This window comes from Pseudomonas sp. B21-053 (genome assembly GCF_026016365.1).
Lineage (GTDB): Bacteria > Pseudomonadota > Gammaproteobacteria > Pseudomonadales > Pseudomonadaceae > Aquipseudomonas > Aquipseudomonas nunensis.
Map to the genome: position 1 here is coordinate 2,452,876 of NZ_CP087205.1, position 22,777 is coordinate 2,475,652.

Sequence of the window (22,777 nt, forward strand, 5' to 3'; positions counted from 1 at the left end):
ATATGCATCGTAGGGGGACGGTATGAATTGGGATGACGCACGGGTGTTTCTGGCGGTGTGCCGCGAATCGACGTTGCGCGGTGCGGCGCGGGTGCTGGGGGTCGATCAGGCCACGGTCGGGCGGCGGGTGACGGCGCTGGAGAAGTCCTTGAGCGCGACGCTGTTCCTGCGTACTTCCGAAGGCTATGCGCTGACGGCGGTGGGCGAAGCGGCGTTGCAGGCCGTGGAGAAAATGGAGGTGTCGGCGCTGGACCTGCAACGGCAAATCCAGGGCCTGGATGATCGGCTGACCGGCACGGTGCGGGTCAGCACCACGGATTCCCTGGCCATCGATTTTCTGATCCCGGCGATTGCCCGATTGCACGACAAGCATCCAGATGTGCAGGTGCAACTCGACGCGTCCACGCAAATGATCAGCCTGGCCAAGCGCGAAGCCGACATCGCGGTGCGCAATGCGCGGCCGGACAACCCGGACCTGATCGCCCGGCGCATCGCGCGCTGGCCGGTGGGATTGTTCGCTTCCCAAGGTTATGTGGACGCACACGGCGTACCCGAGCCGGGCTCGGCGTTTGAAGGGCATGATTTGGTGGTGTATCAGCCGTATCTGGCGGGCAACAAGGAGATGACGCTGGTCTCGGAACCGCTGACGCGAGGGCGGATTGTGTCGAGCCTGGGGTCCGGTTTGCTGGTGCGTCGATCCATTGCGGCGGGGATCGGGGTTGGCGAGATTCCGGTGTACATGGGCGAGCGGGACGGGTTGGTCCGGTTGTGGCCGGAACGCACGCGACCGGTGCCGTATGACGTATGGCTGGTGACCCACGCCGATTTGCGGCACACGGCGCGGGTGAGGGCGGTGATTGATGAGATTGTGGCGGGGTTTTCCGGCACGGGTGAATGAAAATCAAAAGATCGCAGCCTCGTTTCACTCGACAGCTCCTACAGGAGAGGGATGCAATCAATGGAATGCATTTCCCTGTAGGAGCTGTCGAGTGAAACGAGGCTGCGATCTCTTGATCTTGATGTGTTATGGCATTTCCGGCAATTCCTGCGGCCGCAAGTCAAACACCAGCACTTCCGAATCCACGCCATTGCTCAGCGTCAGCACCTGTTCTTCACGAACCCGCACACCATCGCCTTCCTGCAATTGCACGCCGTTCAGCTCAACACTGCCACGAGCCACATGCACATAGGCGTAACGGTCGGCCGCGAGTTCCAGAGTGGCGCTTTCCTTGCCGTCGAACAGACCGGCGTACACCCGCGCATCCTGGCGTACCGAGAGCGAACCGTTGGCCCCGTTCGGGGAGATGATCAACTGCAGGCGACCGCGTTTTTTCTGGGTGCTGAAGTGCTCTTGCTGATAACGCGGTTTGGCGCCGCTGACTTCCGGCACGATCCAGATTTGCAGGAAGTGCACGCCACGGGTGGCCGAGTGGTTGTACTCGCTGTGTGCCACGCCGCTGCCGGCGCTCATCAGTTGCACATCGCCGGGGCGGATCACCGAGCCGGTGCCCAGGGTGTCCTTGTGTTCCAGAGCGCCTTCGAGCACATAGGAGAAAATCTCCATGTCCCGGTGCGGGTGCTGGCCAAAGCCTTTGCCGGCCGCCACGCGGTCATCGTTGATCACCAACAGATCGGAAAAACCCTGTTCTTTCGGGTTGCGATAGTTGGCGAAGGAAAAGGTGTGGAACGACTTCAACCAACCGTGATTGGCGGCGCCGCGATCCGAGGCTTTGCGAAGGGTCAGCATAATGAAATCTCCTGTCAGGACGTGAATTCGTCCGAGTGAGGAGAAGGTTAATGTTTACCGTGCGATGCAATAAGTAGATGGAAATTGAAATACTGTCCCTTTCAGGTTGACAGTTTGTGCGGGCGATCACGCATTCTTATCCGACACCATCGCTGTACTTAGCCATAATGCACAACACACAACCCTGTGGGAGCGGGCTTGCTCGCGAAGGCGTCGTGTCAGTCGACATCTGCTTTGGCTGACCCACCGCTTTCGCGAGCAAGCCCGCTCCCACAGGGGTTAGGTGTTCGGCAAACAGACCTTCTTATGACTTCAATGATGTTGATCCCATGAAAACCGTGGCAATGGTGCTGTTCCCCAACTTTCTCCTGCTCGACATGGCCGGGCCGATGGAGGTGTTTTCCATCGCCAACCGTTACCTGAAGCCGGCCGATCACTATGTGTTGTCGATGATCGGCACCGAGCACGGTCCGTTGCGCGCCTCTAACGGCGTCGGCGTTCAGGCCGACCTGCATATCGATCAGGCCAGCGAGCCCTACGACTTGTTACTGATCCCCGGCGGCCCCGGCGCCTATAACGACAAACCGCAACCCTTGCTGGACTGGCTGCGCGGCGCCGTGACCCGTGCCGGACGTTATGGCTCTATCTGCACCGGCGCGTTCGTGCTCGGGCATGCCGGGTTGCTCGACGGTTATCGCGTGACCACTCACTGGCATTACACCGAACGGCTGATCAAAGGTTTTCCCAAGGCGATGGTCGAGACCGATCAGATCTACGTCGAGGATCGCCAACTCATCACCTCCGGCGGGGTCACCGCCGGCATCGACCTGGCCTTGGCGATTGTCGCTCAGGACCATGGCAAGAAAGTCGCCCAGGACGTGGCCAAAGTGCTGCTGGTGGTGATGAAACGCCAGGGCGGGCAGGCGCAATTCAGTCCGTTGATGGCCACCGTCGCGCCCCAGGAAACACCGATTACGCGTGTGCAGAACTACGTGCTCGAACACCTCAATGAAGCCTTCAGCATCGAACGCATGGCGAGCCTCGCGAACATGAGTTCGCGCCACTTCGCGCGTCTGTTTGCCCGAGAGGTGAACATGACGCCGATGGAATTCCTGCAAAGTGCGCGCATCGACCACGCTCGCAATCTGCTGGAAACCTGCGACGCACCGCTCAAGACCGTGGCCTACAAAAGCGGCTTCGGCAGCGTGCGGCACATGCGCTTTCTGTTCAGTGAAAAACTCGGCCTGACCCCCGCGCAATACCGCGAACAGTTCAGCTAGAGCGCTTGTGGCTGTATTGCGCACCGTGATGTCCGTACTGCTCACCGCGCGGACGTTGTACGGTCACGGATGCCTGCCAAGATAGCTGTGAATGTTTTGCAATGGAGGTGCGGGGATCTGGATAGACGGCGCAACGGAAGTTTCAAACCTTGAGCCCGGCCAGGTTTCAGCGCGTGAACGTGCATGAACAGCCTCAGAGATTTAACCAGCGATGCGGTGCTGCGCTTCGGCCCCTACGCGTTTCACCCCAGCCAACGCCTGATCCTTGAAGGTGATCGGCCGCTACGCATGGGGGGCCGGGCGCTGGATATTTTGCAGGTGCTGCTTGAGCGCGCCGGCGATGTGGTCAGCAAGGACGAATTGATCGCCCGGGTCTGGCCGACTTCGGTGGTCGAAGAGATCAACCTGCGCGTGCACATCGCCGCCCTGCGTCGGGCACTCGGCGATGGCCAGAACGGCGCGCGCTATATCGTCAATATCCCACAGCGCGGCTACAGCTTTATCGCCCCGGTGCAGCGCACGCTGGAAGCGACGCCGGTGTTCATCGACAGCGTGCACGCGCCCCAGCACAACCTGCCTGCGCGACTCACGCCGGTCATCGGTCGCGACTCGATTGTTGGCAGTATCGTGCGCCAGTTGCCGGTGCGGCGATTCATGACCCTGACCGGCCCGGCCGGTATCGGCAAGACCACCGTAGCGTTGCGCGTGGCCGAATTGCTGCTGCAGCACTACCGCGACGGCGTCTGGTTGATTGACCTGGCGAGCCTCGACGATCCGTCGCAAGTGGTCGATCATCTGACCAACACCCTGCCATTCGACACGGGCCTGACCTCACGGCATGCCTTGTTGGTGCTCGACAACTGCGAGCACTTGCTCGAACGCTGTCGCACCCTGGTGGACGACTTATTGGCCATGGCACCACGTTTGTCGATCCTGGCCACCAGCCGCGAACCGCTGCTGGCCCGGGACGAAACCGTACTGCGGCTGCCACCCCTGGCGGTGCCGCCGGCCTCGGCGTTGTACAGCGTGGCCGAAACCATGAGCTACTCGGCGGTGCAGCTGTTCGTCAGTCGCGCACGCGCGCGTCAGCAAGGTTTCACCCTGCGCGAACAAGACCTCAACGCCGTGCGCGACATCTGCCGCAGGGTCGACGGTCTGCCCCTGGCCATCGAATTGGCGGCGGCGCAGATCGATGCTCTGGCGCTGGTGGGGCTGCAAGCGCAACTGGACAACTGCTTACAGCTGCTGACCCAGGGCCGTCGCACCGCCGTGCCGCGCCATCAAACCCTGAAAGCCGCGCTGGACTGGAGCTACGAACGCCTGAGCCCGCTGGAGCAAATGGTCTTGCAGCATTTGGCGGTGTTCAAAATGGGCTTCACGCTCGATGCGGCGATTGGCGTGATCAGTAGCGCCGTGCTGCCGCCCATGCACCTGTTGGCCATCGTGGAACGCCTGGTGCGCAAATCGCTGCTGTCGGTCGAACAGGCCAACGTCATGCCCCGTTATCGCTTCCTCAACACCACGCGCACCTACGCCCTGGAGAAACTCGAAAACAGCGGCCACCTGCGTGCACTCGAACGCAGTCATGCGCAGTACACGAGTCGGGCGCGCTGGTTCTCAGGCGTGCCATTGGCCGCTGAGTTCGTCGAGTAAACGCCGGACTTTCGTCAGGTCCGGCGTGGCAAAGCCCTCAGTGAACCGCCCGTAAATCGGTGCGAGCAACTCATAAGCTCGCTGAAAATGCCCCTGACCCTGCCAAAGCCGCGCCAGTGAAGTCGCACTGCGCAACTCCCAGGCCAACGCCCCTTGCTCACGCGCCACCCCCAGCGCTTTAAGCAACACCGCCTCACCCCTGTGGGAGCGAGCTTGCTCGCGATGGCGTCCTTCCAGACAACCCACAGCCTGCAGATTCTCCTCCGCCACCAGCGCCTCCCCCCGAGCCCGAAAAATCTCCGCCGCACTCCATCCCGCCGCACCACTTTCAGCGCGCTCCAACAACCCCTCATCCACAAAACTGCCGTCCAGCGTCACCATGATTTCTTTCACCAATCCGACACTCGGCTGCGCAGGCCCCTCGACACCATCGATCACCCGCGCGTATTGCCGCGCCCAGTTGTAGAACAGCAGCACCGAATGCTTCTGCGCTTGCTCCAGCAACAGTCGCACCAGATCGCGGGCGGTGGCGAGGTCGCCGTTGTACTGGGCGATCAGGCAACCGGACAGCGCCAGGGTGTAGCAGATGGACGTGCCGTGGTTGATCTGGATCGCGATGTCCAACGCCTGGCGCGCAGTGCGCCAGGCCTGTTCTGGAAGCCCTTGCAGCCAGAGGATCCGCGCCAGAATCGTCAGTGACGCGACGCTCTGGTCGTACTGCACGCCGAAGCCGTGGGTGAAACGGTTGAGGTGCCCGCTTTGGGCCATGCGCTGGATGACCTGCTCGGCATCCACCCGCGCCTGGTGCTGATTCCCGCAAAAGTGCAGGGCCAGGACGCGCAAACGATGAGCGCTCAGCGCCAGCACCGCGTCGCCGTGCAGGCCCAATCGGTCGAATTGCCGGGTTTGCTCCAGGGCCATTTGATAGTTGCCGCTACAGAGATTGACCGCCATGTGCCCGGACACCGCGCGCAACTGACCGGCGACATCCTCGCAGTGTTCGGCCAGGGTTCGGGCGCTGACAAACGCGTCGACGGTTTCAGCGCTGCCACCCTGGGCGTGGTAGCAGGAACTGCCGAGGGCCAGCTTGAGGGACATGGTCAGGCGAGGGCAGGGCGCGGGGCTGGCCGCCAGCAGCGCCAGGGCCCGGCGTACATAGAGCCCGTGCTCCTTGAGCAGTGACAGCTCCTGCCACAGCGGTGTGGAACTGGCGGTCAAGCGAATCGCCAGGTCCTGCGGACCGCTGGCATTCAAACCCCATTCGAGGGCGACGCGAATGTCCTCCAGACCGCGGGCGTATCGCTCGATCCACAGGTGCGTGGGGGTTTGTTCCCAATCGTTCTGGGCTTGGTGCATCAAGGCCAGGCAGCGCTCGGCATGCCGTTGTCGGGTGTCCGACAGTTCGCCCGCCAGATGCAGTTTTTCCAGGGCATAGCTACGGGTGGTGTCCAGCAGCCGATAGAACACCTCGTCGTCACCGACTTCCACGTTCAGTAAAGATTTGGCCACCAGTTGCGTGATTGAGGCAAACACCTCGCTGGGCTCGATGTACGTGCCGACGATCACCGCCGCTGCCGATTCCAGGGTGAAACTGTCGCGGAATATCCCCAACCGGCGCAGGCAGGTTTGCTCGCAGGCACTGAGCAGTTCGAAGCTCCAGTCGAGTGTCGCGCGCAGGGTTTGATGGCGGCCCAGGGCTGTTTGGCTGCCTTGGGTCAGCAGGCGAAAACTGCCTTGCAGTTGCGTGTGCAATCCACTGATGCCGAGGTCGGCGACTTGCGCAGCCGCCAGTTCGATGGCCAGCGGAATGCCGTCCAGGCGCTGGCAGATATCAATCGCCAGCGGCAACTCGGCATCACTCAGTTCGAAACTGTCGTGGCTGGCCATCGCGCGCTCGACGAACAATTGCAGCGCGGAAAAACTCAGGGCCTGGGCGCGGTCGAGCACGGCGATGGGTGGCGGGCAGTCGAGGGATTCCAGGCGTTGCACGTATTCGCCTTCGGCCCGCAGGCTCTCGCGACTGGTGGCCAGGATATGCACCTGTGGCGCACCGCGCAGGATGCTTTCACACAGCAGCGCAATCGCGTCGAGCAAGTGTTCGCAATTGTCGATCACCAGCAGCATCTGCCGTTCGCGCAGGAAAGCCGCCAAGCCGCTCATCGGCTCGCCGTCGTGCAGGGCCAGGTCCAGCAGCGTCGTCAGGTGCGCGGTAATCATCCCCGGGTCGTTGATCGGCGCCAGGTCCAACAGGCGAATGCCGTCGCGGTAGTGTCCGATCAACTGCTCGGCCACCCGCAAGGCCACGGTGGTCTTGCCGATCCCGCCTGGGCCGACCAGGGTGATGAAACGTTGGCGGGCGAGTTGCGTCACCACGCTGTCGACCAAATGCTGGCGCCCGATCATGCGTGTGCGACGCACCGGCAAGTTATGCCGACGCGGTTCGGGCACCCCATTGTCAGGATGTGGCCCGGCGGCCTCCAGGGAAAACGGCGCGACAAAACTGTAGCCGCGCTGCGCCACGGTGACGATGAAACGCTGGCCGGCCTGACCGTCGCCGAGCGCCTTGCGCAGTGCCGCCATGTGCACCCGCAAATTGATGTCTTCGACGACGCTTTTCGGCCACACCCCGGCGATCAATTGCTGCTTGCTGACCACATTCCCGGCGTGTTCCAGCAGGATCAACAGAATGTCCATGGCGCGCCGGCCCAGGCGCAAAGGCTGGTCGCCTTCGAGGATCAGACGTTGTCCGGGATAGATCCGGTAAGGGCCGAAAAGTACGGCCTGTTCGGGGGAAAGGGTCAACGGGTCACTCCTGCTTGCATCCGTCTAGATCGCGGTTTCCGAGCATATTCCTAAGGATTGTCCATCAACGCAATGACCTCTCGACTGACTGTCAGGTGTTCACTGCGACCGTCGCGTTCGCAGTGGGGGCGCTGCTGCGTATTTATTGCGCTCGAGTGTGACAAAAAGCACGGCGGGGCGCTGGACGCGGTTTTGAAAATTAACAACGTTTAACTCGTCGAGACTCTGGTCTACGCCCAAAACTCTAGGGCTTCAAGTCCAACGAAGACCGGTGTCTTCGCGCTGCAAAGGAATGGACACCTCTGGAGGATGCCGGAATGAGCGATGTGGTGGTGGTCTATCACAGTGGATACGGGCACACCCGGGTCATGGCCGAAGCCGTGGCGCTGGGCGTGGAACGACACTTGGGCAGCACCTGTCGGCTGATTGCGGTGGAAGACGTCGAGACCCAGTGGGAGTACCTGCACCGGGCCGACGCGATCATCTTCGGCGCCCCGACTTACATGGGCAGCGCCTCGGCAGCCTTCAAAGGATTCATGGAAGCCACGGCGGCGTTCTACCTCGCCCAGCCTTGGCGCGACAAGCTCGCCGCTGGCTTCACCAACTCTGGCTGCCTGTGCGGCGACAAACTCAACACCTTGCTGCAAATGGCCGTGTTCGCGGCCCAGCATTCGATGATCTGGGTCGGTCTCGACGTGTTACCGGCACGCAGCGGCACCGGCCTGTTCGATGGGCAACTCAATCGCCTCGGCAGCTCCCTCGGGGCCATGGCCCAGTCGAATGTCGAGCAATCCCCCGACGATGCGCCACCGCCCGAGGACCGTTGCACCGCCGCGCTTCTGGGCGAGCGGGTCGCGCGTCTGGCTGAACGTCTGCATCACACCCCGATTTGAAACATCCCCCCAAAAAGGAGCACGCCACATGAGCACATTCACTACCCGCGACGGCACCGAGATTTACTACAAGGACTGGGGCACCGGTCAGCCGATCATCTTCAGCCACGGCTGGCCGCTGAACGCCGATAGCTGGGAGTCGCAGATGATCTTCCTCGCCTCCAAGGGCTACCGCGTCATTGCCCACGACCGTCGTGGTCATGGCCGCTCCAGCCAGCCGTGGTCGGGCAACGACATGGACACCTACGCCGACGACCTCGCGCAATTGATCGAATTGCTGGACCTGAAAGACGCCGTGCTGTTCGGCTTCTCCACCGGTGGCGGCGAAGTGGCGCGGTACATCGGTCGCCACGGCACCGCTCGCGTTGCCAAGGCCGGGCTGATTTCCTCGGTGCCGCCGCTGATGCTCAAGACCGACGCCAATCCGGGTGGCTTGCCACTGGAAGTGTTTGACGGGATTCGCCAGGCCTCACTGGTGGACCGTTCACAACTCTACAAAGACCTCGCCGCCGGCCCGTTCTTTGGCTTCAACAAACCGGATGCCAAGCCTTCGCAAGGCATGATCGACTGGTTCTGGCTGCAAGGCATGACCTCGGGCCACAAGAACGCCTATGACTGCATCAAGGCCTTCTCGGAAACCGACTTCACGGAAGACCTGAAGAAGTTCGACGTGCCGACATTGGTGGTGCATGGCGATGCGGATCAGGTGGTGCCGATTGAAGCGGCGGGGATTGCTTCGGCGCGGTTGGTCAAGGGCTCGACGCTGAAGGTGTATCCGGGTGCGCCGCATGGCCTGACGGATACGCATAAGGATCAGCTCAACGAAGATCTGTTGGCATTCCTCAAGGCCTGATCAGGATCACAAAACAAAACTGTGGGAGCGAGCTTGCTCGCGATAGCGGTTGATCAGTCAGCATTGATGTTGACTGATACTCCGCCATCGCGAGCAAGCTCGCTCCCACAGGGGATTGTGTTGTTCAGATGACTGGGATTGCCAACCCATTCCCGCATGGGATTGAGCGCACAACCCTGCACCGCCACGCAAACGGGGTAATCCCTTCGCTGCGGGTGAAGATGTGGCAGAAATGCGCCTGATCGCAAAAACCGCATTCCAGGCTAATTTGCGTCAGTGTCAGGTCAGTATCGCGGATCAATTGCTTGGCTTTGGCGATGCGCTGACAGCGAATCCAGTCCTGCGGTGACAACCCGGTGCTGCACTTGAATGCTCGGGAAAAATGACTGCGCGACAGGGCGCAGGCCCGGGCCAGTTCGGTCACTTCCAGGGTGTCGCTCAGGCCTTCGAGAATCAGTTGCTTGACCAAGGCTTCGCGCCAGGGGGCAAGGCCGCCGGTGGTGGTTTTATGGGCCGGCGTGGCGGACGCCCTGACGGCGTAGTGCTGAACATGGGCCATGACAAATATCCGTGTCGGTGGGAATGCGCGGGCGCACTGCACGGTGGGTCAGCACCTTCCCTTTTGAAGAAAACAGGTCTGCGCAGAAGGCTTCATTCTTGGGCGCGAGGGTCTGGCAGGCGAGTTAAACGTTGTTAATTCCGCGCCCGGTCCGGGCGAAGAAACCGCGCTAACTCAGCACATCGCTGCAATCGGGCAGGGGGCGCGACGGTGCAACATGGGATACGTATGGCGGCCCTTGGCGGGCTGCTTTCCTCAGGACATCAAAGGTGAACGCATGAAGCATTCTCTGGTTTGCACACTGGGCCTCGCGGTTGCGCTGGCCTCCGGTATTTCCCTTGCGGCGGCACCGGCGCAGGTCGGCACCCAAGTGCCCGGTTACTACCGATTGGCGGTGGGTGATTACGAAGTCACCGCGCTGTTTGACGGTTACAACGACCTGTCGCCGAAACTGCTCAAGGGCCTGACCCAGAGTCAGATCCGCGCACTATTGGCCCGTCGTTCGATTGAAACCCCGGGTGTGCAAACCGCGTTCAATGCCTTTCTGATCAATACCGGCAAGCAATTGATCCTGGTGGACACCGGGGCAGGGCAGTGCATCGGCGCCACCGCTGGCATGCTCTCGGACAACATGAAAGCGGCGGGTTATCAGCCGGAACAGGTCGATACCATCCTGCTGACTCACCTGCACCTCGACCACGTCTGTGGTCTGGTCGATGCCGAGCAAAAACCGGTGTTCGCCAACGCCACGGTCTACGCCGCCAAGGCCGAAGCCGCTTATTGGCTTGACCCGCAAGCCCTCGCCAAAGCACCCGAAGGCGCCAAGCCGTACTTCAAAATCGCTCAGGACTCCACCGCGCCTTATGTCGCGGCGGGTCGCTTCAAAACCTTCGACGCCGGCCAATCGCCGGTGCCGGGTGTCGAGGCCACATTGGAAGCCGGGCACACGCCGGGCAGCACCACGTACCGTTTCACCTCCCAAGGGCAGAGCATTCTGTTCATGGGCGATCTGGTGCATAACCTGGCGGTGCAGTTCTTGCACCCTGAGGTGTCGATCGGTTTTGACGTCAACGGCCAGCAAGCGATCAAGAGCCGCAACCAGGTCTTCACCGATGCCGCGACCAGCAAGACCTGGGTCACCGCCGCGCACTTGCCGTTCCCGGGCATCGGCCACATCGCCGCCGAGGGCAAGCATTTCCAGTGGGTGCCCGTGGAGTACGGTCCTTACAAACGAGCGGCGAAAGTGCCGTTGATCGAGTAAAGTCCCCAGCACTGCTTAGCCAAGGCGAACGCAATACCTGTAGCTAGGGAGCAAGCTCCCTCGCCACAGGGTGTTCAGGCACACAAAGGAACCATGCTGATGAACCGTAACGATCTGCGCCGCGTCGACATGAACCTGTTGGTGATTTTCGAAGCCCTGATGTTCGAAAAGAACCTGACCCGGGTCGCTGAAAAACTCTTCATGGGCCAACCGGCGGTGAGTGCGGCGCTGGGGCGTTTGCGCGATCTGTTCGACGATCCGTTGCTGCTGCGCAACGGTCGCGGCATGGAGCCGACGGCGCGGGCACTGGCGATTCTCAAGGAACTGCAACCGGCGATGGACGTGATCTCCGGCGCCGTCAGCCGCGCCAAGGAATTCGAACCGCAGAGCAGTTGTGATGTGTTTCGTATCGGCCTGTCGGACGACGCCGAGTTCGGCTTGTTTCCACCGCTGCTGAGCCAGCTGCGCGAAGAGGCGCCGGGGATCATCGTCGTCGTGCGCCGGGCCAATTACCTGCTGATGCCAGCGTTACTGGCGTCCGGGGAAATTTCCGTCGGTGTCAGCTACACCACCGATTTGCCGGCCAATGCCAAGCGCAAGAAACTGCGGGATATTCCCTGCAAAGTCTTGCGCGGTGACAAGCGCCCCGGTCCGCTGACCCTGGATGAGTACTGCGAACGGCCGCATGCGATGGTGTCCTTCTCCGGGGACTTGAGCGGCAACATCGATCTCGATCTGGCCAAGATCGGTCGCAGTCGGCGAGTGGTGCTGGGCGTGCCGCAATTCAGCGGTTTGCGCGCCTTGTTGGCCGGCACCGAAATGATCGCCACCGTGCCGGACTATGCAGCGTGTGCCCTGGTCGAAGGCTGTGCCCTGCGCGCTGAAGACCCGCCGTTCCCCATCGAAGCCGCGCAACTGTCGATGGCCTGGAGCGGGGTGCATGACAACGATCCGGCGGAGAAATGGCTGCGTTCGCGCATCAGCCAATTCATGTCTGAACCCCTCAACATCCCAACCCCGTAACCCCAGACAAACACCCGTCAACCTGTGGGAGCGGGCTTGCTCGCGAAAGCGGTGTGTCATTCAACATTGATGTTGGCTGATGCGACGCCTTCGCGAGCAAGCCCGCTCCCACAAGTGATAATCCGCGTTTTCCCGCCTGTATCCCACTGTATATAACGCGCCTCAAGATACAGTTCCCCTCAACACCAGCCCCTGCCGAACACAGACCAGATACAAACCTGCGATGAACTGTGAAGGCCAACGGCTGCCCCGCAAAAGGGTTCGCCCATGGCATCCCGGGGTCGCCACACAATCGGCGGCCGTTCGCTCCTGACTGTGAAGGGACCTTCCATGACAACGCTCCTGCCTCAATCCGATCTGCAACCGGCACCGCTGGATCGGCTGCGCGTCGACCATTACACCAACGGCATTATCGGCCCGAGCCAACCGATGCTCGGCCCGTTGGCCGACGGCGGCACCCTGATTACCGGCACGCCGCCGGGCTGTTGGGGACCGATGATTACGCCGGCCTTCCAGGGCGGCCATGAAGTCACGCAACCGGTGTCGATTGCCGGCGCCGAGATCGGCGATGCGGTGGCGATCAAGATCAAAAGTATGCGCGTCACGTCCCTGGCCACCTCGTCCGGGGTGATGAGCTTCGTGGAAGGGCGCTATCACGGCGATCCCTTCGTCTCTAAGTTCTGCGGCAAGTGCGGCACCGAACACCCGGCCAGCCATGTCGAAGGCATTGGCGAGGACGCGATCCGCTGCAACAACTGCGGCGCCGAGGTCAGCGCGTTTCGCTTCAGCCATGGCTATGTGATCGTGTTCGATGCGCAGCATCAGGTCAGCCTGACCGTCAATCAGGACATCGCCAATCAACTGGCCGGCAATGCTTCCGAGATGGCGGCGTTGCCGGAGTTCGCCGCCCAGCACTCGATCCTGTCCCTGGCCCGCGCCGACATGCCCGGCGTGGCGGCGCACATGCGTCCGTTCCTCGGCAACATCGGCACCACGCCGTCCCGGGACCTGCCCGATTCGCACAATTGCGCCGATTTCGGCCAGTACCTGATCGACGCGCCGCACCGTTACGGCATGACCCGCGAAGAACTGCACGCGGCCAAGACCGACGGCCACATGGATACCAATTCGATTCGCGAAGGTTGTGTGCTGATCTGCCCGGTCAAAGTGCCGGGCGCCGGGGTGTACATGGGCGACATGCACGCCCAGCAGGGCAACGGCGAGATCGCCGGGCATGCCACCGATTGCTCCGGGGAAACCGAAGTGCAGGTGCACGTGATCAAACACCTGCGTTTAGAGGGGCCGATCCTGCTGCAAAACCTCGACGACCTGCCGCCCATGGCCCGCCCGATGAATGCCGCGCAGCAGCAAAAAGTCCGTGAACTCGGCGCCCGTTGGGGCCAGCACGAGATCGAGCAAAGCGGCCCGATCACGTTTATCGGCAGCGGCGAGAACCTCAACCTGGCGGTGGAGAACGGCTTGCAACGCGCCGCTGCGGTCACCGGGTTGCCTTACGACGAAGTACTCAACCGCGCGACCATCACCGGTTCGATCGACATCAGCCGTTTGCCGGGCACCGTGCGCGTGACCTTTCTGTGCCCGATGGCGGTGCTGGATCGCATAGGCATCGGCCATCTGGTGCGGGAAAAGTACGACTTGCCGTAACCGCAATCGGCGGGTTTGTACCGAACTGTGTACAGGCCCGCCGACGATACATCCGCTGGCATTTTCCAGCCAAACCGCACACAGACCCGATACATCCCTTGGTTTAAATGGACTCACCGGCCAGCACCGAGCCCTCGGTGCTGGAGACCGGTTCACCGTTATGCATTGCAGGAGTTTCACCCATGTTCAATTTCACTAAAGTTTCGTCCCTGGCAATCGGTCTGGCCCTGGTGGGCGGCCTGGGTCTTTCCACAGCCGCCTCCGCGCTGAGCATGACCGACCTGGCGTCGGGTTACAGCCAGGCCCAGGCTTCTGCTGATGTAGCGAAAGAGAGCGCTGAAGGCAAGTGTGGCGAAGGCAAGTGCGGCAGCGCCGCCGAAGAATCCTGAGACCGCTTGGTGGGGGCACCCCAGGTGCTCCCGCTCATTTGAACCCGGACGAGATCGACACTATGCAGACCTCCACTGCCTCCACGAAAACCAGCGTCGGCCTGGGCCTGCGTCGCGGTTTGATGAAAGACCTCCAGGCCGCGCCGGTGGGCAGTTTCGACTTCCTGGAAGTCGCGCCGGAAAACTGGATCGGCATCGGTGGCGCCCATGGCGCGGCGTTGCGGGCCTTGGCCGAACGCTATCCGTTGTCGTGCCACGGTTTGTCTTTGTCATTGGGCGGATCGGCGCCGCTGGATGTCGGGTTTTTGCAGGAAGTGCGGGTTTTCCTCGATCACTACAACGTGCCGTTGTACAGCGAGCACCTGAGTTATTGCAGCGATGACGGTCATCTCTATGACCTGCTGCCGCTGCCGTTCACCGAAGAAGCGGTGCATCACGTGGCCGCACGAATTCGTCAGTCCCAGGACATTCTCGGTCGGCGCCTGGCGGTGGAAAACGTCTCCTACTACGCCGCGCCTCGACAAGACATGGACGAGCTGACCTTCACCAATGCCGTGCTGCGGGAAGCCGATTGCGACCTGTTGCTGGACGTCAACAATGTGTACGTGAACTCGATCAATCACGGTTTTGATCCGCAGGTTTTTCTGTCCGGGATCGATGCCGGGCGTGTGGTGGCGATGCACGTGGCGGGGCATTTCGATGAGTCCGACACCTTGAAAATCGACACCCACGGCGCCTCGGTGAAACCGGTGGTGTGGAAGCTGCTGGCCGAGGCGTACGCGCAGTTCGGCGCGCAACCGACGCTACTGGAACGTGATTTCAACTTCCCGGCGTTTTCAGAACTGGTGGCCGAGTTGCAGACCATTCGCCGCTTGCAAGGCGCGGAGGTGAAGCGTGGATAAACCATCGTTGCATCAACAACAGGATGCCCTGACTCGCTACCTGCGCGACCCCGAACATTGCGCGCCGCCGGCCGGAATGGACGCCGCACGGGTGCAGGTTTATCGCGATCTGGTGTTCAACAATCTGTCGCTGTTGCTCAGCGGTACGTTCCCGGTGCTGGTGAAGATTCTCGGGGATGAGGATTGGCGTTTGCTGATGCGGATCTTCCTGCGGGACTACCGTGCCCGCACGCCAAAGTTTGGTGAGATCGCAAAGGAGTTTGTCGAGTTTCTCGCGGGTGAGCCTCAAGGCTTGGGCGAAACAACCTGGCCGCCGTTCATGGTCGAACTGGCGCATTACGAGTGGGTCGAGATGGCGTTGCAACAGTCGGACGACGAGCCGTTGCCGGCGAGTGATGCCGGGTTGCTATTGGAGCGTCCGTTGCAGCTTTCGCCATTGGCTTGGCCGTTGGCGTATGGCTGGCCGGTGCAATGGGTGGGGCCGGATTATCAACCGGAAACGCTGCCGGATCAACCGACGTTGCTGCTGGTTCGACGCACGGCGGATTGGAGCGTGAAGTTCTCCGAATTGAGTCCGTTGGCATGGCGTCTGTTGCAGCGGATTGGCGAGTTTCCCGAGCTGGACGGGCGTGCGCAGCTGCAAGGGCTGGCGGAGGAGGCGGGGGCTGCCGGGTCTCAGGAGTTCATCGACAATGGCCTGGCGCTGTTGCAGCAGATGCATGCGCAAGGTGTGATCGGCGTCATGGCCTGAACCTAGTCCCTTGTAGGAGCGAGGCTTGCCCGCGAAGGCGTCCTTTCATTCAACATTGATATCGACTGATACGACGCCTTCGCGGGCAAGCCTCGCTCCTACAGGGGGTGGTTATTTGTAGATTGGGGTCGAACGTGTTCCAGACTCCGGGGACGCCTGCGCTCTAAGCCTTTCGCCCAACCGCTGAATATTGGCTTCCCCGGTGTTCAACGCTTGCACGCTGGTGTGCACGGAGTAGCTGCCCATTTTCAGCTCATGAGGATGAGGCACCGCCGAACCGAGCACGAACACCGCGTCACCCTGATCGCCCGCCTCAAGCGTCAACGCACCGTTGCCAGGCTCGAAAGCCACCAGTTCGCCTTCCAGGATCGGCTCCGGCGAGTGCAACGTGCCGCGGCTGACGCTCAACCACAGCACCTCATGGCCTGCGGGTGGCTGGTATTCCCAGCGCTGGCCGGCAGCCAGGGTCACCAATAGATAGGTGATCCCCGAAGGCGCGCGCACCGGGCTGCGCACATCTTGATACTCACCGAGAATGACCCGGGCCGGACCCGCGTGTGGCATCGCATCGGCCTCCAGGTATTGGCTGTCGACGGGCGCCAATTCAAGCGCGGCGGGCAGCGCGATCCACAATTGAAATCCCTGAACCTGCGACGAGGTGCCGGCCGACAACTCTTTGCCGTGCCACACACCCGCGCCAGCGCGCATCCATTCGACGCCGCCATAGCCGATCAGCCCGGTACCGGAATCCGGGTCGTCAAACCGCAAGTTGCCTTCGGTGATAACAGTAATGGTGGCGATCCCGGAATGAGGATGCAGCGGCATGCTGCCAAACGACCGCAGATCGGTTTCGAACAGGTCCAGGAACACGAACGGCTTGAGCAACTGCCCGAAATCCGAAGGGCTCATGAGCCGCACGATAGGGCCGTGGCCATGACCGCGGGTGCTGTGGCTGATGCGACGGGCGTTATCGGGCAGGCGAGCGCTGAGCGAATTCATCTTCATGTCTCGGACTTCGAAAAAGAGAAGCCAAGGGTATCCAGCGTGTAATACGTTGATAAGTCGCTATGATTGGCTTGAACCCGTCCATTTTTGGAAGTAATGCCATGCTGGATCTGAATGAAGTGGCGATGTTTGTCCAGGTGGTGCAGGCCGGCAGTTTTGCCGGGGCGGCGCGGCGGCTGGGAATGCCGGCCAATACCTTGAGTCGGCGCGTGGGCCAATTGGAGCAGCACTTGGGTGTGCGGTTGTTGCAGCGCTCCACGCGCAAACTGGTGCTGACCGACGCGGGGCGCTCCTTGCACGATCGCAGCGCGGCCCAGGTCAATGAGTTGATCGACGCGGCGCGTCATTTGGCCGGGGACAGCCAGGAGCCGAGCGGCGCGGTGCGGGTTGCTGCGCCGGCGGATTTTTTCGACGTGTACCCGATGGAGCGGATCGCTGAATTTCTCCAGCAGTACCCCGGCGTGCAGCTGGATTTTCTGCTCAGCGATGGCCGGGACGACTTGATCGACAAGGGCATCGACGTCGCGTTCAGAGGCGGCGATTTACCGGACTCGAGTCTGGTGGCACGCAGAATCAACACAGTGTTTCAGGTGTTGGCAGCCAGCCCGGATTACCTGCAAACCCATGGCATTGCGCAGACGGTAGAAGAACTGTCGACCCACGAATGCATTCGCCCGGTGAGGCCCGCCGCGAGCACGGTGTGGAACCTCGACGGGCCACAGGGCACCGTCAGTGTCGACGTCACGGGGCGTTTTTGCGCCAACACTGCGCAAGCACAATTGAAGGCGGCGCTGGCGGGACTCGGTGTCTGCCTGCTGCCGCTGCCGTTCTTGCGCGAGAGCCTGCAAACCGGGCGCTTGATTCAGATACTGCCGGACAACGGGCGTTTCAAGAATGGCCTGAACATCGTGTACCCGAGTCGTCGGCAGGTGCCGCTGGCGGTCAGCCGTTTCGTCGAGCAGATCGTCCTTCACCTGGAGTCGGACGCGTCATCCACCTGACCGGGTTCGGCGCTCAGTAACCGCTCGATCTGCGCCAATTCCCAAGTGCTGAGCAAACTCACCGGGTCGGTGCCGTAGCGTTGCCAACTGTCGAAAATACCCTCGCGACCGTCCGGGCTCTGACAACTTTGGCAGTGACGCAGGCGTTGACCGTCAAGGTCGAGGGTCAGGCGCCAGCCCTCGATATCGATCTTCATAGACTCGGACGTGCCGGGTGGATCGAGGCGCTGCAACGGACGAACGCCCAGAGCGGCGTCGCGCAATAACTGGCAGACCTCGCGGGCGGTCAGGGCAGGGCGGTCTGCGTTCATTCCCCGTCTTTCGTCGACTTGATGACGTTGCTGCGCAACCGCACGATCGCTTTCTGCAATTGGGTGAACTCGTCCTGGGTCAGGCCCGTGGTATCGGCGCCCAATTGCGGTTGGTCCTTGCGTAGATCACGACCGGCCTGGGTCAGGTTGATCCGCACCTGGCGCTCGTCTTCGGGGTCGCGTTGGCGCTGGACATAGCCCATCGCTTCGAGTTTTTTCAGGATGGGGGTCAGGGTGTTCGATTCCAGAAACAGCTTTTCACCGAGGCTGCCGACGGTCTGATTGTCTGCCTCCCACAGCGCAACGATGGTGATGTATTGCGTGTAGGTCAGCCCGACCCGTTCGAGCACCGGTTTGTAGGCTTTGCCGAAGGCGAGGTTGGTGGAGTAGACCGCGAAACACAGGAAGTCGGAGAGCTTCAGGTCGGCGGGGTTAAATTTGTCGGTGGGTTCCATGGGCATCCTCTTTGGCCAGTTTTATGGCTTGAATGCGTGAAATATACATCGTGTGCGATGGTGTCGGAAATGCTCAAAATTAGCGCGGCCTTCGATGGTGGGCGGTCGGTTCGACGCGCAGGGCAGCGTCGAACCGGCCACACGGGGTGTTACGCCGTGAGAACGTTCAGAGCCACGTCGATATTGCCGCGCGTTGCTTTCGAGTACGGGCAGATCTGGTCGGCAGTGTGCGCGAGGGTCGTCGCCACATCATGCGCCAGGCCTGGCACTCGCAACGTCAGCCGCGCCTGGAGGAAGTAGGCCGGACCGGTCTGGCCCAGATCGACTTCGATATCCACGGAGAAATCCGACGGCAACACCACGTTCATTTCACCGGCCACCAAACCAACAGCAGCGGTGTAGCAGGCCGACCACGCGCCGGCGAACAGTTGCTCGGCGGCCGGGTGTGGTTGGGTGCCCGCAAACACGTGGGCTGGCTTCGCATTGCCGGGCGACGAGAGCTGGATGTCGACGCTGCCGTTATGCCCACGGGAGGTGGTCCCAGTGCTGCTGATCGTGGTGTGGGTTTTGCCGGTGGCCAATACTTTTTCAATCTTGCTCATGATGGATTCTCACTGTTTTGTAGTGATGTTCGCATGCGAGTGTATCGCATGCGATATATGTGGGGCTTTTAGTAGGTCAGGTGTTATCAATTCTGCTCAGGGCGTTACGCCGTGAGAACGTTCAGGGCCACGTCGATGTTGCCTTTGATCGCTTTCGAGTACGGGCAGATGCTGTCGGCGGCGTGTACCAGTGCGTTGGCGGTGTCTTCCGACAGACCTGGAACGCGCAGGGTCAAGCGAGCCTGGAGGAAGTAGGCCTGACCGGTCTGGCCCAGATCGACTTCGATGTCGACTGCGTGATCGGCTGGCAGCTCGACGTTCAGTTGCTTGGCGGCGAGGCCGACAGCGGCGATGAAGCAGGCAGACCAGGCGCCGGAGAACAGTTGCTCGGCGGTCGGGTGTGGCTGGATGGCGGTGAACACGTGGGCCGGTTGGGTGCTGCCAGGCGAAGAGAGCTGAATATCGACGCTGCCGTTATGGCCACGGGAAGTGGTTCCAGCACTGCTCAGGGTGGTGTGGGTTTTGCCGCTGGCCAGGACTTTTTCGATCTTGCTCATGGGATGAATCCTCAAAAATTGCATTAGGTTTGGGTTTGTTATCGTATACGTTTATATCGTATCCGATGGAATAATATTCCTCCAGATGCAGAGACGTGTCAACAGGGAATTTAGGGGCTAGCCGACGAGTGGCGTCGCGCGGTATTTCGAAGGCATTGCTCGAACAGTCTGGCGATGGGGCTGTAAACTCATCGCCCGATCCATCTTCAAGAGATCCTCAATGGCAAACCAAGACATCACCTTCATCCCCGACCCAGACGCGGACTCCATTTCCTCCGACGTCGCCGGTTTCGGTGGCCTGCTGGTTTCCACGCAGATCCCCACGCGTGCCGATGGCAGCCTGGAACTGGGCGGGATTGTCGAGCAGAGTGAATGCACCTTGCAGGCGCTGAAAATCGCGCTGGAAGGCGCTGGCAGTTCCATGGATCGGGTCTTGCACCTGACCATTTACCTCACCGACATGGCCGACCGCGCCGCGTTCAACGAGGTGTACCAGCGCTTCTTCGCCAAGCCGTGGCCGGTACGCGCCGCTGTCGGCGTGGCCGCGTTGGCGGTGGAAGGCATGCGTGTGGAAGTCACCGCGATGGCAGCGAAGGGCTGAGTCTGCGGACTGATCTGGCGGCCGTGCATTGCGCGCGGCCGCTACGCTCTAGCGGCGAATGAACTGCCCGCTGCGCGCCTCGGTGCTGCTTCCCTGGCTAAAAGACAGTTCGCCGTTGACCCACACCGCGTCGATGCCTTGGGGTTGCAGCGTCGGCTCGTCGAAGGTAGCGCAGTCGCGGATAGCGGCGGCGTCGAACAGCACCAGATCGGCGTGCGCGCCGACGCACAGTTGACCACGATCGCGCAGCCCGAAACGCTCGGCTGGCAGTCCGGTCATCTTGCGCACGGCTTCTTCAAGCGTAAACAACGCCTGATCGCGGCTGTAATGCCCGAGTACCCGAGGAAAAGTGCCCCATAACCGAGGGTGCGGACGCGGGTCGTTCGGCAAACCATCCGAGCCAATCATGGTCTGCGGATGCGCCAGGATGCGCTGCACATCACGCTCCTCCATCTCGTGATAAATCGCACCGCCCGGTTCCAGCCGTTGCGCGGCCTCAACCTGCGGCAGATTCCAAATCCCGGCTATTTCCTCGAGGGTTTTGCCGGCCATTTCCGGGTGCGGAGTAGACCAGGTGATCTGGATCTTGAAACCGTCATCAACAATGGCTGGGTCAATCGTGGTCGAACTCGCCGCATAGGGATAGCAATCACAACCCACGGGATGCTGCTGCCGAGCCGTATCGAGCCGGCCCAGAATCGCCGTGCTGCGCCCCCAGTTCTGCCGCCCGGCGCACTTGAGGTGCGAGATGATCACCGGCACCCCGGCGTCTCGACCGATGTCGATGGCCTCGTCAATGGCTTCGATAATTGCGTCATCTTCGGAGCGGATGTGGCTCACATAGATCCCGCCGACCGCCTGCAAAGTCGCCGCCAGATAATCAATTTCCACTGTCGGTGCCTGCAGCGCATTGCGGTAGGCCAGCCCGGTGCTCAGGCCTAGCGCACCTTGATCCAGAGCCGCCTGCAAATCGTCGCGCATGCCCTCCAGCTCAAGGGGTGTGGCGGGGCGGTCGAAGCGCTCCATATGATTGGCGCGCAACGCGGTATGCCCCACCAGCGCCGCGACGTTCACCGCCGGCCGGACCGCTTCGATGGCCGTCGCGTAATCGGCAAAACTCGGGTATTTGAAATCTGCGGCGCCACCGAGCAGGTTCATCGGGTCCGGTGGCTCACCGCGCAGACGCACCCCGGCCGCGCTGATGCCGCAGTTACCGACGATCACCGTGGTCACGCCCTGGCAGATTTTCGGCAGCATCGCCGGTTGGTTGAGCAGTGCCAGGTCATCGTGAGTGTGCACGTCGATGAAGCCTGGGCTGAGGATCTTGCCACCCGCGTCAATCACGCTCAGCGCCTCAAGCCCGGACAAATCGCCGATGGCATGGATGCGCCCGTCCACGACTGCGAGATCGCCGATAAATGGAGCGGCCCCCGTGCCGTCGATGAGGGTGGCATTGCGGATCAGCGTTTGAATGACCGTCATGCAAGGGACTCCCGCGCGGCAGGTTTCAGTTGCCGTAAATGTCGTAGGTAAAGTACTTCTGCTGGACCTGAAAGTAAGTCCCGTCGGCACGCAGGGCCTGGATCGCCGCATTGAAACGCTGGGCCAGTTCGGTGTTGTCCTTGGCCACCGCAATGCCGGCGCCTTCACCGAAGTATTCCTTGCTGCGCAGCTCCGGCCCGACAAAGGCGAAACCCTTGCCGCGCGGGGTCTTCAAGAAGCCTTCTTCCAGCGGCGCGGCATTGGCGATGGTGCCGTCGAGGCGGTCAGACACCAGGTCCAGGTAGATTTCCGACTGCGAGCCGTATCGAACCACTTCCACCCCTAGCGGTTGCAGCTTGTCGGTCGCGAAACGATCCTGGGTCGCGCCGCGCTGCACGCCGATGCGCTTGCCCTTGAGCGAACTGAAACTGTCATCGACTTGCGCGCCTTCCTTCATCACCAGACGGGCCGGGGTTGCGTAGTACTTGTCAGTGAAGGTCACCGAGCGTTTGCGTTCATCGGTGATCAGCATCGAGGAAATCGCCGCGTCGATCTTGTGCACTTTCAAGGAGGGAATCAGGCCATCGAATTCCTGTTCGACCCACACGCATTGGGTCTGCATTTTCGCGCACAGGGCATTGCCGATGTCGTAGTCGAAGCCACCAATATTGCCGTCAGGCGTCTTGAACGCGAACGGCGGATAAGCCGCTTCGATGCCGATCCGCAACGGCTTGTCCGCCGCCTGGGCACCCAAGGTGCACACTGCCAATGCGAGTCCCAGCCATAGTGCTTTGTTCACGGTGTCTCTCCTGTTTCCGGGGCAGGCCGCAGACCATCGACGGACGAGCCCCTTATTGATTGATTGATTGATTGAGGTGGACGGGCAGATAGACGACTGAAGACAACCTTGGCGTGGCCCATGGAAACGGGCTTTCTGTTATTTTTTTCCACAATAGACAGTTAAGTCTATAAGTGTCAATCGCGG

Annotated in this window: 23 protein-coding genes; 13 read left to right on the forward strand and 10 right to left on the reverse strand. The window is 61.4% G+C overall.

The genetic code is table 11. The annotated features are described in order from the left end of the window. The first annotated feature begins 22 nt into the window (after nucleotides 1-22). Nucleotides 23-898, forward strand: coding sequence for a LysR family transcriptional regulator (locus LOY68_RS11305; RefSeq protein WP_054048943.1), 876 nt, complete (start codon nucleotides 23-25; stop codon nucleotides 896-898). A gap of 126 nt (nucleotides 899-1,024) precedes the next feature. Here LOY68_RS11305 and LOY68_RS11310 read toward each other — a convergent pair whose 3' ends face one another. Further along, on the reverse strand, nucleotides 1,025-1,747 hold the full coding sequence (locus LOY68_RS11310) for a pirin family protein (protein WP_265044654.1): 723 nt from the start codon (nucleotides 1,745-1,747) through the stop codon (nucleotides 1,025-1,027). 329 nt (nucleotides 1,748-2,076) lie between these two features. On the opposite strand from LOY68_RS11310, the gene LOY68_RS11320 reads away from it, so the two are divergent. Then, a complete protein-coding gene (locus tag LOY68_RS11320) occupies nucleotides 2,077-3,027 on the forward strand; it encodes a GlxA family transcriptional regulator (protein WP_265044655.1) in 951 nt (316 codons plus the stop codon). Nucleotides 3,028-3,210: 183 nt separating this feature from the next. Continuing rightward, entirely contained in the window at nucleotides 3,211-4,680 is a 1,470-nt protein-coding gene (locus LOY68_RS11325; protein WP_265044657.1) for an ATP-binding protein, read from the forward strand. Here LOY68_RS11325 and LOY68_RS11330 read toward each other — a convergent pair. Next, a complete protein-coding gene (locus LOY68_RS11330; protein ID WP_265044659.1) occupies nucleotides 4,645-7,482 on the reverse strand; it encodes an ATP-binding protein in 2,838 nt (945 codons plus the stop codon). The genes LOY68_RS11325 and LOY68_RS11330 overlap by 36 nt on opposite strands. A 317-nt stretch (nucleotides 7,483-7,799) precedes the next feature. Between LOY68_RS11330 and LOY68_RS11335 the strand changes: the two genes are divergently transcribed. Then, on the forward strand, nucleotides 7,800-8,375 hold the full coding sequence (locus LOY68_RS11335) for a flavodoxin family protein (protein WP_054048933.1): 576 nt from the start codon (nucleotides 7,800-7,802) through the stop codon (nucleotides 8,373-8,375). Nucleotides 8,376-8,403: 28 nt separating this feature from the next. Beyond that, nucleotides 8,404-9,228, forward strand: a complete 825-nt coding sequence (locus LOY68_RS11340; RefSeq protein WP_265044662.1) for an alpha/beta fold hydrolase — start codon at nucleotides 8,404-8,406, stop codon at nucleotides 9,226-9,228. A 124-nt stretch (nucleotides 9,229-9,352) separates the two neighbouring features. Here the strand turns inward: LOY68_RS11340 and LOY68_RS11345 are convergent, their stop codons facing one another. After that, entirely contained in the window at nucleotides 9,353-9,787 is a 435-nt protein-coding gene (locus LOY68_RS11345; RefSeq protein ID WP_163909422.1) for a helix-turn-helix domain-containing protein, read from the reverse strand. A 277-nt stretch (nucleotides 9,788-10,064) separates the two neighbouring features. Between LOY68_RS11345 and LOY68_RS11350 the strand changes: the two genes are divergently transcribed. From LOY68_RS11350 to LOY68_RS11375, 6 genes are all read left to right on the forward strand, one after another. Beyond that, nucleotides 10,065-11,048: an MBL fold metallo-hydrolase gene (locus LOY68_RS11350; RefSeq protein ID WP_163909423.1), complete on the forward strand. Its 984-nt coding sequence runs from the start codon at nucleotides 10,065-10,067 to the stop codon at nucleotides 11,046-11,048. 99 nt (nucleotides 11,049-11,147) lie between these two features. Beyond that, complete coding sequence (locus LOY68_RS11355) at nucleotides 11,148-12,071, forward strand: LysR family transcriptional regulator (RefSeq protein WP_054615381.1); 924 nt, start codon at nucleotides 11,148-11,150, stop codon at nucleotides 12,069-12,071. A gap of 330 nt (nucleotides 12,072-12,401) precedes the next feature. Next, nucleotides 12,402-13,736: an acetamidase/formamidase family protein gene (locus tag LOY68_RS11360; RefSeq protein ID WP_265044665.1), complete on the forward strand. Its 1,335-nt coding sequence runs from the start codon at nucleotides 12,402-12,404 to the stop codon at nucleotides 13,734-13,736. A gap of 182 nt (nucleotides 13,737-13,918) precedes the next feature. Then, a complete protein-coding gene (locus LOY68_RS11365; protein ID WP_265044667.1) occupies nucleotides 13,919-14,125 on the forward strand; it encodes a hypothetical protein in 207 nt (68 codons plus the stop codon). Between the two features lie 62 nt (nucleotides 14,126-14,187). Next, nucleotides 14,188-15,027, forward strand: coding sequence for a DUF692 domain-containing protein (locus LOY68_RS11370; RefSeq protein ID WP_265044669.1), 840 nt, complete (start codon nucleotides 14,188-14,190; stop codon nucleotides 15,025-15,027). Then, nucleotides 15,020-15,778 (forward strand): DUF2063 domain-containing protein, encoded by a 759-nt coding sequence (locus LOY68_RS11375; protein WP_265044670.1) that lies wholly within the window; start codon nucleotides 15,020-15,022, stop codon nucleotides 15,776-15,778. Before LOY68_RS11370 ends, LOY68_RS11375 begins: the two co-directional genes overlap by 8 nt. A gap of 111 nt (nucleotides 15,779-15,889) precedes the next feature. Here LOY68_RS11375 and LOY68_RS11380 read toward each other — a convergent pair whose 3' ends face one another. Further along, entirely contained in the window at nucleotides 15,890-16,777 is an 888-nt protein-coding gene (locus LOY68_RS11380) for a pirin family protein (RefSeq protein ID WP_265045764.1), read from the reverse strand. Nucleotides 16,778-16,884: 107 nt separating this feature from the next. On the opposite strand from LOY68_RS11380, the gene LOY68_RS11385 reads away from it, so the two are divergent. Next, entirely contained in the window at nucleotides 16,885-17,784 is a 900-nt protein-coding gene (locus LOY68_RS11385; protein ID WP_265044672.1) for a LysR family transcriptional regulator, read from the forward strand. Here LOY68_RS11385 and LOY68_RS11390 read toward each other — a convergent pair. The 4 genes from LOY68_RS11390 to LOY68_RS11405 form a co-directional block, all read right to left on the reverse strand. Then, entirely contained in the window at nucleotides 17,754-18,095 is a 342-nt protein-coding gene (locus LOY68_RS11390; RefSeq protein ID WP_265044674.1) for a hypothetical protein, read from the reverse strand. The two genes, LOY68_RS11385 and LOY68_RS11390, sit on opposite strands and share 31 nt — an antisense overlap. Next, complete coding sequence (locus LOY68_RS11395) at nucleotides 18,092-18,550, reverse strand: MarR family winged helix-turn-helix transcriptional regulator (protein ID WP_054048912.1); 459 nt, start codon at nucleotides 18,548-18,550, stop codon at nucleotides 18,092-18,094. Before LOY68_RS11395 ends, LOY68_RS11390 begins: the two co-directional genes overlap by 4 nt. A gap of 149 nt (nucleotides 18,551-18,699) precedes the next feature. Further along, nucleotides 18,700-19,152, reverse strand: a complete 453-nt coding sequence (locus LOY68_RS11400; protein WP_054048909.1) for an Ohr family peroxiredoxin — start codon at nucleotides 19,150-19,152, stop codon at nucleotides 18,700-18,702. Between the two features lie 104 nt (nucleotides 19,153-19,256). Then, nucleotides 19,257-19,709: an Ohr family peroxiredoxin gene (locus tag LOY68_RS11405; RefSeq protein WP_054048907.1), complete on the reverse strand. Its 453-nt coding sequence runs from the start codon at nucleotides 19,707-19,709 to the stop codon at nucleotides 19,257-19,259. A 220-nt stretch (nucleotides 19,710-19,929) separates the two neighbouring features. On the opposite strand from LOY68_RS11405, the gene LOY68_RS11410 reads away from it, so the two are divergent. Then, nucleotides 19,930-20,310 (forward strand): RidA family protein, encoded by a 381-nt coding sequence (locus LOY68_RS11410; RefSeq protein WP_265044676.1) that lies wholly within the window; start codon nucleotides 19,930-19,932, stop codon nucleotides 20,308-20,310. 48 nt (nucleotides 20,311-20,358) lie between these two features. Here the strand turns inward: LOY68_RS11410 and LOY68_RS11415 are convergent, their stop codons facing one another. Both LOY68_RS11415 and LOY68_RS11420 read right to left on the reverse strand, forming a co-directional pair. After that, on the reverse strand, nucleotides 20,359-21,792 hold the full coding sequence (locus tag LOY68_RS11415) for an N-acyl-D-amino-acid deacylase family protein (protein ID WP_265044678.1): 1,434 nt from the start codon (nucleotides 21,790-21,792) through the stop codon (nucleotides 20,359-20,361). Nucleotides 21,793-21,817: 25 nt separating this feature from the next. Then, nucleotides 21,818-22,591, reverse strand: coding sequence for an ABC transporter substrate-binding protein (locus tag LOY68_RS11420; RefSeq protein ID WP_265044679.1), 774 nt, complete (start codon nucleotides 22,589-22,591; stop codon nucleotides 21,818-21,820). Nucleotides 22,592-22,777: the final 186 nt, after the last annotated feature.

Bases quoted from the DNA above. Each gene is read 5' to 3' on its own strand.
- LOY68_RS11380 (WP_265045764.1), bottom strand. From the start codon at position 16,777: ATGAATTCGCTCAGCGCTCGCCTGCCCGATAACGCCCGTCGCATCAGC.
- LOY68_RS11310 (WP_265044654.1), bottom strand. From the start codon at position 1,747: ATGCTGACCCTTCGCAAAGCCTCGGATCGCGGCGCCGCCAATCACGGT.
- LOY68_RS11320 (WP_265044655.1), top strand. From the start codon at position 2,077: ATGAAAACCGTGGCAATGGTGCTGTTCCCCAACTTTCTCCTGCTCGAC.
- LOY68_RS11345 (WP_163909422.1), bottom strand. From the start codon at position 9,787: ATGGCCCATGTTCAGCACTACGCCGTCAGGGCGTCCGCCACGCCGGCC.
- LOY68_RS11350 (WP_163909423.1), top strand. From the start codon at position 10,065: ATGAAGCATTCTCTGGTTTGCACACTGGGCCTCGCGGTTGCGCTGGCC.
- LOY68_RS11370 (WP_265044669.1), top strand. From the start codon at position 14,188: ATGCAGACCTCCACTGCCTCCACGAAAACCAGCGTCGGCCTGGGCCTG.
- LOY68_RS11360 (WP_265044665.1), top strand. From the start codon at position 12,402: ATGACAACGCTCCTGCCTCAATCCGATCTGCAACCGGCACCGCTGGAT.
- LOY68_RS11385 (WP_265044672.1), top strand. From the start codon at position 16,885: ATGCTGGATCTGAATGAAGTGGCGATGTTTGTCCAGGTGGTGCAGGCC.
- LOY68_RS11390 (WP_265044674.1), bottom strand. From the start codon at position 18,095: ATGAACGCAGACCGCCCTGCCCTGACCGCCCGCGAGGTCTGCCAGTTA.
- LOY68_RS11400 (WP_054048909.1), bottom strand. From the start codon at position 19,152: ATGAGCAAGATTGAAAAAGTATTGGCCACCGGCAAAACCCACACCACG.
- LOY68_RS11335 (WP_054048933.1), top strand. From the start codon at position 7,800: ATGAGCGATGTGGTGGTGGTCTATCACAGTGGATACGGGCACACCCGG.
- LOY68_RS11340 (WP_265044662.1), top strand. From the start codon at position 8,404: ATGAGCACATTCACTACCCGCGACGGCACCGAGATTTACTACAAGGAC.
- LOY68_RS11395 (WP_054048912.1), bottom strand. From the start codon at position 18,550: ATGGAACCCACCGACAAATTTAACCCCGCCGACCTGAAGCTCTCCGAC.
- LOY68_RS11415 (WP_265044678.1), bottom strand. From the start codon at position 21,792: ATGACGGTCATTCAAACGCTGATCCGCAATGCCACCCTCATCGACGGC.
- LOY68_RS11365 (WP_265044667.1), top strand. From the start codon at position 13,919: ATGTTCAATTTCACTAAAGTTTCGTCCCTGGCAATCGGTCTGGCCCTG.
- LOY68_RS11355 (WP_054615381.1), top strand. From the start codon at position 11,148: ATGAACCGTAACGATCTGCGCCGCGTCGACATGAACCTGTTGGTGATT.
- LOY68_RS11405 (WP_054048907.1), bottom strand. From the start codon at position 19,709: ATGAGCAAGATCGAAAAAGTCCTGGCCAGCGGCAAAACCCACACCACC.
- LOY68_RS11410 (WP_265044676.1), top strand. From the start codon at position 19,930: ATGGCAAACCAAGACATCACCTTCATCCCCGACCCAGACGCGGACTCC.
- LOY68_RS11325 (WP_265044657.1), top strand. From the start codon at position 3,211: ATGAACAGCCTCAGAGATTTAACCAGCGATGCGGTGCTGCGCTTCGGC.
- LOY68_RS11305 (WP_054048943.1), top strand. From the start codon at position 23: ATGAATTGGGATGACGCACGGGTGTTTCTGGCGGTGTGCCGCGAATCG.